The 10,667-nt window shown below is 72.9% G+C and carries 10 protein-coding genes; 3 read left to right on the forward strand and 7 right to left on the reverse strand.

Features of this window, described 5'->3' with window-relative positions:
* Positions 1-27: 27 nt before the first annotated feature.
* Positions 28-381 carry a hypothetical protein gene (locus JHD21_RS05210; protein WP_292672209.1) on the forward strand — a complete coding sequence of 118 codons (354 nt, stop codon included), beginning with the start codon at positions 28-30 and terminating at the stop codon, positions 379-381.
* On the opposite strand, the gene JHD21_RS05215 is transcribed toward JHD21_RS05210, so the two are convergent.
* The 4 genes from JHD21_RS05215 to JHD21_RS05230 form a co-directional block, all read right to left on the reverse strand.
* On the reverse strand, positions 305-2,596 hold the full coding sequence (locus JHD21_RS05215; RefSeq protein WP_292672211.1) for a [protein-PII] uridylyltransferase: 2,292 nt from the start codon (positions 2,594-2,596) through the stop codon (positions 305-307). The two genes, JHD21_RS05210 and JHD21_RS05215, sit on opposite strands and share 77 nt — an antisense overlap.
* The gene (locus tag JHD21_RS05220) at positions 2,530-2,868 is read right to left on the reverse strand and encodes a P-II family nitrogen regulator (protein ID WP_292672212.1); all 339 of its coding nucleotides are present in this window, start codon (positions 2,866-2,868) and stop codon (positions 2,530-2,532) included. The genes JHD21_RS05215 and JHD21_RS05220 overlap by 67 nt, the downstream gene beginning before the upstream one ends.
* A 147-nt stretch (positions 2,869-3,015) precedes the next feature.
* Positions 3,016-3,354 carry a P-II family nitrogen regulator gene (locus JHD21_RS05225; RefSeq protein WP_292672213.1) on the reverse strand — a complete coding sequence of 113 codons (339 nt, stop codon included), beginning with the start codon at positions 3,352-3,354 and terminating at the stop codon, positions 3,016-3,018.
* Positions 3,351-4,634: an ammonium transporter gene (locus tag JHD21_RS05230; RefSeq protein ID WP_292672215.1), complete on the reverse strand. Its 1,284-nt coding sequence runs from the start codon at positions 4,632-4,634 to the stop codon at positions 3,351-3,353. Before JHD21_RS05230 ends, JHD21_RS05225 begins: the two co-directional genes overlap by 4 nt.
* Before the next feature lie 273 nt (positions 4,635-4,907).
* Between JHD21_RS05230 and JHD21_RS05235 the strand changes: the two genes are divergently transcribed.
* Positions 4,908-6,266, forward strand: a complete 1,359-nt coding sequence (locus JHD21_RS05235) for a rhamnan synthesis F family protein (RefSeq protein WP_292672216.1) — start codon at positions 4,908-4,910, stop codon at positions 6,264-6,266.
* Here the strand turns inward: JHD21_RS05235 and JHD21_RS05240 are convergent.
* Genes JHD21_RS05240 through JHD21_RS05250 form a run of 3 tightly spaced genes read right to left on the reverse strand, consistent with a single transcriptional unit; the run spans position 6,263 to position 9,876 of the window.
* Positions 6,263-8,596 carry a glycosyltransferase gene (locus tag JHD21_RS05240; protein WP_292672217.1) on the reverse strand — a complete coding sequence of 778 codons (2,334 nt, stop codon included), beginning with the start codon at positions 8,594-8,596 and terminating at the stop codon, positions 6,263-6,265. The genes JHD21_RS05235 and JHD21_RS05240 overlap by 4 nt on opposite strands.
* 8 nt (positions 8,597-8,604) lie before the next feature.
* Entirely contained in the window at positions 8,605-9,732 is a 1,128-nt protein-coding gene (gene ftsY, locus JHD21_RS05245; RefSeq protein ID WP_292672218.1) for a signal recognition particle-docking protein FtsY, read from the reverse strand.
* Positions 9,733-9,744: 12 nt separating this feature from the next.
* On the reverse strand, positions 9,745-9,876 hold the full coding sequence (locus JHD21_RS05250) for a hypothetical protein (protein WP_292672219.1): 132 nt from the start codon (positions 9,874-9,876) through the stop codon (positions 9,745-9,747).
* Positions 9,877-9,918: 42 nt separating this feature from the next.
* On the opposite strand from JHD21_RS05250, the gene JHD21_RS05255 reads away from it, so the two are divergent.
* Positions 9,919-10,590 (forward strand): sulfotransferase, encoded by a 672-nt coding sequence (locus tag JHD21_RS05255; RefSeq protein ID WP_292672220.1) that lies wholly within the window; start codon positions 9,919-9,921, stop codon positions 10,588-10,590.
* The last annotated feature ends 77 nt before the right edge of the window (positions 10,591-10,667 follow it).

Below are 10,667 nucleotides of genomic sequence, written 5' to 3' on the forward strand. Positions count from 1 at the left end.
CACCACTGCCAGGACTACCTTCACTGTGTGGAGGCACTGGTGTTCGTCGTGGCGGGCGCTCTGGTGCTGGGGCTGCTGGCGTGGGCCGGTCACCGGATGCTCGTCTCGGAGCGGCCCCCCGGGAGCGGCGGAGCCTCCGACGCGCTGGGCAGCTTCATCGACGTGTTCGACCCGGCCCGTGCCCGCGCCGACCGCGACCTGCAGTCCCAGGAGCACCAGGGCGAGGTCGTCCCGTCACCCGACGACGAGGACCCGCCGGTCAGCATCGACACGGTCCGGATGCGTGCCACAGTCAGGGGGCCCGTCAGGAGACGGCAGACCCCGAGCTCCCCAGAGCCGCCCGGACCGCGTGCGCCGCAGCCGCCGCCCGCTGGTCGCTGAGCACCCCGGCCGAGGCCTCCTGGAGGTAGAACACGTCGACCGCCTGCGGTCCGAGCGTGTCGACGTGCGCCGACCGCACGGTCACGTCCAGGGCAGCGAGGGCAGCGCAGACCAGGTGCACCACGCCAGGCCGGTCGGTCGTGCGGACCTCGAGGACGGTCGCGTGCGCGGACGCCTCCGGACGGACGTCGACCGAGGGCTGCAACGTGCCCGGGGACGTCACCTGCAGCCGCGCACGTGGGTCGAGGCGGCCGTCGACGACGCCGTCGTAGGTCTGGCGCAGGGTCGCCGCCTGCAGCTGCTCCTCCCCCACCTCCCACACCGAGACGCCGTACCCGTCCTGGTACCACGCCCGGGCCGCCCGGATCCGGATCCGCTGCAGCGCGAAGACCGCCGAGACGTCGGCGAGGAGGCCCACCCGGTCGGGCGCGGTGACGGTGACCCGGCTGCCGTCCTCGAGCTCCTCCACCGAGAACGCCGCGGCGCCCTGCGTGGCCGCCTCGGGGATCTCGACGTCCTCGGACCCGATGGGCGGCAGCGAGCGGCCGCTGCTCAAGGCTGCCGCCGTACGACGGGACAGGTCGAGGATCAGGCCGGAGCGCCAGGTCGACCAGGCCTTCGGTGACGTGGCCCGCGCGTCCGCCTCGGTGAGCACGGTCAGGAGATCCAGTGCCTGGCGGGTCCTCACGCGCTGGGCGACCGTCTCGACGGTGGCCGGGTCGTCGGGGTCCCGGGTCGTGGCGGTCTCCGCCAGCAGGAGGTGCCACCTGACGAGCAGCGCGACCAGGTCGACGCCGTCCTCGTCGAAGCCCAGCCGGGCCGCGATCTCGCGGGCGACCGGCTCGCCCGCCACGCTGTGCTCGGTCAGGCTGCCCTTGCCGATGTCGTGCAGCAGCGCGGCGACCATGAGGACGTCGGGCCGGTCGACGCGGCGGATCATCGACGAGGCCTCGATGCAGGTCTCGACCACGTGCCGGTCGACGGTGAACCGGTGGATCTCGGAGGCGTGCGGCAGCAGCCGGATCCGCTCCCACTCCGGCAGCAGCCGGGTGAGCGCTCCCGTGGCCTCGAGGGTCTCCCAGGTGCCGAGCAGACCGCGTCCCGCGGCCAGCAGCCGGACGAGGAGGTCGCGCGCCTCGGCCGGCCAGGGGGTCGGCATCGGCGCGCACTCCCGGGCCAGCCGGGCCGCGGTCGGTGGGGCGAGCACCACGTCGCGCTCGGCGGCCGCCGCGGCGGCGCGGAGGAGCAGGGCCGGGTCCTCGGCCGGCCGGGCCCGCTTGTCCAGCACGATCTCACCGGCCGCCAGTGCGACCCCCTCCGCGACCGGAGTCAGCGAGGGCCGGCGTGCGGCGGTGGCCCGGTCCAGCACGTCGTCGACCCGACGCCAGGTCAGCCGGGAGAGGTGAGTGATCCGCCGGCCGAGCTCGCGCACCGTCACCTGGGCGGCCCGGGCGTCCGGGACGCCCAGCAACGGGGCGAGGTCGCCCCACATCTCCGGCGTCACCCGGTCCGTCGCGCGGCCGGCCAGGGCGTGCACCTGGTCGCGCACGTCGAGCATCGCCAGCCGGCTGCGTTCCAGCTCGACGTGCGGAACGTCGACGAGCCAGGTCGCCACCAGCGCCTTCAGCACGGTGGCGTCACGGATGCCGCCCTCGGTCTCCTTGAGGTCGGGCACCGACGCGTGCGCGAGCTCGCCCATCAGCTCGTGCCGGGAGTCGACCAGGGCCCGCAGCGCCCGCAGCCGCTGCCGGGCGTCGCGCCGCCACTCGGTGAGCATGGTGGTGCGCAGCCGGAGGGTGAGGTTGGGGTCGCCGGCGACGTGCCTGACGTCGAGCAGGCCGAGCGCCACCTTGAGGTCCTGGCCCGCGGTCTCGACCATCTGCGGCAGGGTCCGGACCGAGTGGTCCAGGTTGGCTCCGGAGTCCCACAGCGGGTACCAGACCTGGCCGGCCACCGCGGCGAGGTCGAAGCCGGGGTCCTCCTCGTGCACGAGGACGACGTCCAGGTCGGAGTACGGCGCCAGCTCGCCGCGTCCGTAGCCGCCGACCGCCACTAAAGCGGCTCCCGCGTCCGGCCCCGAGACGGACTCCCAGGCGCGGACGCACAGCGCATCGGCCGCGGCCGTGCGCTCCGCGCGCTCGTGGCTACTCAGAGCGCCGCGTCGTCGCGGTCGCCGGTGCGGACCCGGACGACCGACTCGACGGCCTGCACCCACACCTTGCCGTCGCCGATCCGGCCGGTCTGGGCGCTGCGCGTGATGGCGTCGACCACGGAGTCGACGTCGCCGTCCGCCACCACGATCTCGATCCGGACCTTGGGCACCAGCGCGACGTCGTACTCGGCTCCGCGGTAGACCTCGGTGTGGCCCTTCTGCCGCCCGTAGCCGTTGACCTCGCTGACCGTCATGCCGGTCACCCCGACGCCCTCGAGCGCCACCCGGATGTCCTCCCACTTGTGCGGCTTGACCACCGCGGTGACGAGCTTCACGTGCCTCTCCTCCGAGTCCGGGAACGAGCGTGGGTCGGGTCTGGGTCCTTCGGTCGGGCCCGATCATCGCACCGGCCCGGCTCCCCCGCGAGGGAGCCGGGCCGGTGCGCTCGATCTGTGGCGGCCTCAGGGTCGCTCAGCGGTCGGTCAGAGGGCCGCCGAGTCCCGGTCACCGGTGCGGACCCGGACCACGGTCTCGACCGGGCTCACCCAGACCTTCCCGTCGCCGATCCGGCCGGTCTGGGCGGTCTTGACGATGATCCCGACGACGTCCTCGGAGTCACCGTCGGCCACGACGATCTCGATGCGGATCTTCGGCACCAGGGCGATGTCGTACTCCGCGCCCCGGTAGACCTCCGTGTGGCCCTTCTGGCGGCCGTAGCCGCTGACCTCGCTGACCGTCATGCCGGTCACGCCGAACGTCTCGAGGGCCTCCCGGACGTCCTCCCACTTGTGCGGCTTGATCACCGCGGTGACGAGCTTCATGCGTTGGCTCCTTCCGTGACCGGAGCGGTCTTGGCCGCCAGGACGCTGGACGAGCCGCCCCCGCTGGTGTGGATGTCGTACGCCGACTCGCCGTGCGCGACGAAGTCGATGCCCTCGACCTCGTCCTCCTCCGACAGGCGGAGACCGATCGTGTACTTGATCGCCAGGCCGATGACCAGGGTGACCACGCCCGAGAAGGCGATCGCCACCAGCGCACCGAGCGCCTGGTCACCGAGCGAGCCGACGCCGCCGCCGTAGAAGAGGCCGTCGACCCCGCCCGCGCCGTCGGAGGTCGAGAAGACCCCGATCAGGACGGTGCCGATGATGCCGCCGACCAGGTGCACCCCGACGACGTCGAGCGAGTCGTCGTAGCCGAGCTTGAACTTCAGCCCGACCGCCCAGGCGCAGACCGCGCCGGCGATGGCACCGATGGCGACCGCGCCCTCGATGTCGACCGCGCCGGCGGCCGGCGTGATGGCGACCAGACCCGCGACGATGCCGGAGGCGGCGCCGAGCGACGTGGCCTTCTTGTGGAGCAGGAACTCGATGAGCAGCCAGCCGAGGATCGCGGCCATGGTCGCCAGCGTGGTGTTGGCGAAGGTGCGGCCGGTCTCCGAGAAGAACTGCGCGATGTTGTCCTCCTCGGTCTCGCCGCCGAAGACGATCGAGCCGACGTTGAAGCCGTACCAGCCCATCCACAGCAGGCCGGCGCCCAGCATGGTGAGGGTCAGGTTGTGCGGCCGGATGGCCTCCTTGCCGAAGCCGACCCGCTTGCCGAGCAGGATGACCAGGACCAGCGCGGCCATACCGGCGTTGATGTGCACCGCGGTGCCGCCGGCGTAGTCCTGCGCGCCGATCCGGCCGCAGATCAGGGAGTCCTCGGTGCAGCTGAACACCATGTGCGCCAGCGGGAAGTAGGCCAGCAGCGCCCACAGGGGAACGAAGACCACCCAGGCGGCGAACTTCATCCGGTCGGCGACGGCGCCGCTGATCAGCGCGACGGTGATGATGGCGAACGTCATCTGGAACATCACGTAGATGTAGCTGTCGGTCGTGACCCCGTCGAGCCACAGCAGCTCGGTCGGGTCGGCGAAGAACGTGCCCTCGCCGCCGAAGCCCATCGACCAGCCGACCGCGACGTAGAGGATGCCCACGATCGCGGCCGCGATGTAGCTCATCATCATCATGTTGAGCACGGACTTCGACCGGGACATGCCGCCGTAGAACAGCGCCAGCGCGGGAACCGTCATCATCAGCACGAACGCTGTCGCGATGAGCATGAAGGCGTAATAGCCGTCCACAGAACCTCCATGGAGAATGCGGGAACAGGACGGGGCTCTCGGGTGCGACTGCGCTGTCGCGCGCCCCTCCTCTTGCCGAGAACCCTCGGGGCACCACGTTTCACCCCAACGGGCCGGATGTTGCGGGCAGGAAACGACATCCGGCCCTGCGTTACTTCGGTGTTACGCCAGGCACGGCAGCTCCACCCCCGTGGACCCCCCGTCGGACCTCCCTCACCGCCAGGTCGGGGATGATGCCGGGGTGATGAGCCGATGACCGACGAGCGCTACCGCGCCGCCTGGGCGCAGCTGGTCACGGCCTGGTCCGCCGCCGACGGCGCGGCCGCGGCGGCGCTGCTCCGGCGTGCGCTGGACGATGGCCTGCACGCCGTGGCCGCGGGGCTGCCGCCGTCCGCCGGGATCGGCGTCGGGCAGGGGCGGCGCTGCGAGGTCGCCCTGGTGCGCCTGGCGGGCGCGGTCGACGAGGCGGGCTACCTGGAGCACAACCCGCCGCAGGCCGAGCGCGGCGCCGAGCCGGTCGACCACTTCTGCCGTCGGGGCTGGCGCCGGCTGCGCAACCCCTCCCTGGACTTCGACGTCTGGTGGTACGTCGCCGAGTACCTCGACCCGGCGGACGACTCCGAGACCGCGGTCAACCCGCTGGTGCACTACCTGGTCGACGGCCGCTTCCGCGGGCTGCTGCCCCTCCCCGAGCCGACCGCCAGGCCGCGGCACGCGTTGGACGGGCCGCCGCGGCGGGCCTGCCTCTTCGCGGCGTACGACCCCGACGGGCTGGTGGACGACTACGTGGTCGACTACGTCCGCGAGCTGGCCCGGTTCGCCGACGTCTACGTCCTCGCCGACTGCGAGATGCAGGCCGGGCAGCTCGAGCGCCTCGACGGGCTGGTGCGCGGGTCCTGGGCCCGCCGGCACGGTGCGCACGACTTCGGGTCCTGGAGCCTGCTCGCCCGCGAGCTCGTGGGCTGGCAGGTGCTCGACGAGTACGACGAGGTGCTGCTGGCCAACGACAGCTGCTGGCTGCTCCGTCCGCTCGACGACGTCTTCGCCCGGATGGACGGGCAGGCCTGTGACTTCTGGTCGCTCCAGGTGACCGCCCGGCTGTTCGAGCCCGAGCCCGGCGAGCCGCAGTCGCTGCCGCTCGCAGAGGTGAAGCGCGACTGGATCCCGCGCGCGGCGTTCCGGTCCCGGGAGTCGGCGCACCTGGGCTCCTACTTCCTGGCGCTGCGCCGTCCGGTGCTCGACGACCCGGGCTTCCGCCGGCGCCTGGACGCGGTCGTGCCGCAGGTCGACCACGACCTGCTGGTGCAGAAGTACGAGTACGGCACCACCCGCTACCTGGTCGGGCAGGGCTTCGACTTCTCGACCTGGCTCCCCGACCTGCGACCCAACCACCCGCTCTACGGCCCGGGTGCGTTCGACCTGCTGGCGGAGGGCTTCCCGCTGTTCAAGCGGCGGTTCCTGGTCGCGAACCCCTACGTCACGCCGGGGCTCGCCCTGTGGAAGGAGCGGATGCTGGCAGCGGTGCCGGACGCGCCAGTGGACGTGTTCGAGCGCAACCTGCTCCGGGTGGCCGACCCGGAGGCCCTGGCCCGCAGCTTCTCGATCTCCTAGACGTCGCGCTCGCGGCGGGCCTCGTGGGCCAGCTCGACCAGGCGCTCGGCGCGGGCGGCGAACGAGTGCTCGGTCCGGACCCGCTCCGCCGCACGGCGCCTGGTGTCGGCGTCCCCGAACACCGCGTCGCGGTCGGCCAGCGTCGCGAGCCGCCGGAGGTCGTCGACGTCGCGGTAGACCTGGACCGACTCGCCGAACAGCCCGGCGATCCCGGCCACGTCGTCACTGATCACGCGCGCCCCGCTGGCGACCGCGTCGAACAGCCGGTTGGAGACGAACCCGCCCGCGCGCATGTCGTCCCAGTGGTCGTTGAGCACGACCCCGGCGGCGGCGTACGCCGCCGACAGCTCGTCGTTGGGGATCGACCGGGCCACCACGACCTCGTCGGGCACGAGCCCACCCCACAGGTCTCCGTAGACCGCGAGCGGAAGTCCGGCTGCGAGGGCGTCGCGCACCACCGGGCGCAGCTCCCGGCGCGAGTTGCCGACGAAGAGGACGTCGTGGCCGGTGTCCGCGATCCCGTCGTGCGGGTGGAAGAGGCCGGGGTCCGTGGCCTGGAGCAGCGGCTCCACGGGGACGCCCCACTCCCGGCTCACCCGGTCCGCCCAGGCGATGCTCGCGGCGACGACCCGGTCGTAGCCGCGCAGCTCGTCGGGCGTCACGTCGTCCGGGTGTGACAGCACCCAGGCCAGCGTGACCGGGCCGGGGTGCGGCCGGTGCCGGTGCAGGCCACGGAGCACCAGGGCCACGTCGTCGTCGGCACCGGTCGTGCGGTCCCAGTCGGGACGGCGGTCCACCACGACGTCCTGGCCCTGGGCGCGCAGCGCCGCCGCGAGCGACGACGCGAAGTGCGTGTCCCCCCACCGTTCGCCGCCCTCACCGGCGGGCGCCGGGTTCTTGATCGCCCAGCGCAGGCGGCCGGGCCGCTCGTCGACGGAGAGCCGCCGGTCGCGCACGAGGACCGGATGCGGGACGGCGAGCTCCGGCGGCTCGTTCTTGCGCGGGGCGACGCGGTGGTCGACCACGGTGAGACCGCGGCTCCCCCACAGCTCGGCGTCGTCACGCGGCTCGACGGCACCGGACCAACGTGCGAGGTAGAGCTCACGGTTGGCCAGGTGCTTCAGGTAGCGGCCCGGGCTGCGTGACTCGTGGTGCACCACCGGCGCCGCGGTGACGACCCGGAAGTGCCCGGGACGCATCGCCTCGAGCCGCCGGCACAGGTCGACGTCCTCCATGCCGTTGGTGAACACCGGGTCGAAGCCCCGGAGCGCGACGACGTCCTCGGCGCGCAGCGCGAGCGCGGCTCCCGTGAGCGCGTGGAAGCGCTGGTCGTCGAGGCCGACCGCGTCCTCGACGGGGAACCCCTGCAGCAGCATGTGCGGCAGCCCACCCGTCGTCGGGAACACGACGCCCGCCGACTGGATCTCGCCCGTCGGGTAGACGAGCAGCGGCTGGGCGCCGAGGACAGCCGGGTCCTCCAGCGCGGCGCGCAGCGGCGGGACCCAACCCTGCGGGACGGTCGTGTCGTTGTTGAGGAAGACCACGACGTCGCCGCTGCACTCCGCGAAACCGAGGTTGTTGCCGAGCGCGAAGCCGTAGTTCTCGGGCGCGTGCACGATGCGCACCCGGTCGGCGCGCAACCGGTCCAGGGCCGAGGCGATCCCGGGCGCGGACCCGTTGTCGTGGACCAGCACCTCGATCTCGCCGCCCGCGGCGAGCAGCGACCGCACGCACGCGGCCGTCAGCTCGGCGTCCTCGTAGGTCGGGATGATCACCGAGGTGAGGCCGGGCTGGCGCGGCTGCTCGCCGAGTCCGGCCCAGTCGACCAGGTGGCGGTTGAGCACCGCGTGCCGGAAGTTGCCCGGTCGCTGCAGACCGGCTCGGCGACGGTCCGGGAAGGACCGCAGGACACCGGTCCGGCCGACCTGCTCGACGGTGGCGACGCCGTTGCGCAGGAAGAAGTCGAGGGGCCAGGCCGGTCCGGCCCCGGGGTCGATGCCGCCCCCGTCGACCAGCACGTCGCGGCGGAACAGCAGGCGGGCCGCCTCGGTCGGCCGGGGCTGGGCGTAGACCTCCGTGTCGCCGTTGCCCCGGACGCCCTCCATCCGGTCCGCCACGACCGGCGCCCCGAGACTGACCAGCCGCTCCAGCCGGTCGGGCACCCAGGTGTCGCCCGCGTCCAGGAACGCGACGTACTCCCCCGCCGCCTCGTCGAGACCGCCGACGGCCTCCCAGGTCCGGTGCGTCTGTGCCTCCAGGCTCTCCGCCGTCCGGGCGCGGACCTCCGGGTCCTGGCCGGGGTCGAGGACGACCGAGACGAGGGCGGGCACGAGCGGGCTCAGCCCAGCATCGCGTCGACGAACGCCCCGGGGTCGAAGGGCGCGAGGTCGTCGGCGCCTTCGCCCAGGCCGACGAGCTTGACGGGAACACCGAGCTCGCGCTGCACGGCGACCACGATGCCGCCCTTCGCCGACCCGTCGAGCTTGGTGAGCACGATGCCGGTCACGTCGACGACCTCGGAGAAGACCCGGGCCTGGACCATGCCGTTCTGGCCGGTCGTGGCGTCCAGGACGAGCAGCACCTCGGTGACCGGGGCCTGCTTCTCGATGACCCGCTTGACCTTGCCGAGCTCGTCCATCAGGCCGGCCTTGTTCTGCAGCCGTCCTGCGGTGTCGACGACGACCGTGTCGACGCCCTGCTCCATCCCCTGCTTGACCGCCTCGAAGGCGACGCTGGCCGGGTCGGTGCCCTCGGGGCCGCGCACCACCTCCACGCCGACGCGTTCGCCCCACGTGGCCAGCTGGTCGACCGCGGCGGCCCGGAAGGTGTCGGCGGCGCCGAGCAGCACGGTGTGGTCCTCGGCGACCAGGATCCGGGCGATCTTGCCGACGGTCGTGGTCTTGCCGGCGCCGTTGACGCCGACCACGAGCACGACACCCGGGTTGCCGTCGGCGCCGGTCACCTGGAGCCGACGGTCCATGGTCGGGTCGACGAGGGTGACGAGCTCCTCACGCAGGACGGTCCTGGGGTCCGGCGCGTCCCCGCCCTCGACCCGCAGCCGGGTGCGCAGCCGCTCGACGAGCTCCTGGGTCGGCCCGACGCCGACGTCGGCGGTGAGCAGGGCGTCCTCGATCGACTCCCAGGTGTCCTCGTCGAGCTTGTCCCGGCTGAGCAGCGCCAGCAGGCCCCGGCCGAGCGCCCCTTGCGAACCGGCAAGCCGCTGGCGGAGCCGCTGGAGCCGGGTCGCGGTCGCCTCCGGCCGCTCGATCGTCGCCGGGGGGCTGCTCAGCTCGACGGGCGGGACGTCCTCGCCCGCCTCCGCGGGCGGCGCCACGAGCACGTCGGTGTGGGTGTCCGGCAGCGCCGCGGGCTTGCGCCGCCCGGACACCACCAGCCCGACGACGGCGGCCACCAGGACGAGACCGACGGCGGCGATGATCAGGATGAGCAAGGCCAACGAGGACATGCCGCCATCCAATCAGGGTTCGAGCAGGTCTCCGAGTCCGGTCTCCTCGGCCTCGGCCGGTGTCTCCTCGGCCTGGGAGAAGACCGAGTTCACCACGACCGCGGCGACCACCGCGAGCAGCATCGCCACCACGGCCACCGTCATGCTGGGTCAACGAGCCGGGGGCACCGTCGTTAGGGTGGCGGCATGTTCGAGCGGCGCGGGCGGGAGCGCCGCGACGACCTCTCCTACTTGTTCGTCGTGACGTACGGACGCTCCGGCTCCACGCTGCTGGCCGGCATCCTCAACTCGATCCCCGGCTACCTGATCCGCGGCGAGAACCGGGACGCACTGCACCACCTCTTCCTCTTCCACAGGACCCTGGCCGACGAGTCGGCCCGGGTCGGCACGAACCTCGGCCGGCAGCGCACCCACCCGTTCTACGGGATCGGCGACGTCCCCCTCGACCGGTCGCTCACCGACATCCGGACGCTGGTCCTCGACACCGTGCTGCGCCCCAAGAAGGACACCCGGGTCACCGGCTTCAAGGAGATCCGCTGGTACCACCCCGACCTCGAGGAGTACGTCGCGTGGCTGCGCGACGTCTTCCCCGGGGCCCGTTTCCTCGTCAACACCCGTGACCACCAGTCCGTGCTCAAGAGCGGCTGGTGGGCCGAAGGCGACCACGCCTCCGGTCTCGCAGCGGCAGAGGCCGGGATCCTGGCGCTCGCAGAGTCGCTCGGCGAGGCGGCGTACCGGGTGCACTACGACGACTACGTCGCCGACCCGGCCGTCCTCCGCGGGATGTTCGACTGGCTGGGCGAGCCGTTCGACGAGGCCGCCGTGCGGGCGGTCATGGAGCGCAAGCACTCTGTGTGAGGGGCCGTTCTTCGGGTTGGGCGTGGTGCCCGCGCGCGTAGCAGGCCGGGTCTCCGCGTCAAGGACGCTCGCTGGCG

The sequence above is a fragment of the Nocardioides sp. genome (assembly GCF_016462705.1).
Taxonomy (GTDB): Bacteria; Actinomycetota; Actinomycetes; order Propionibacteriales; family Nocardioidaceae; genus Nocardioides.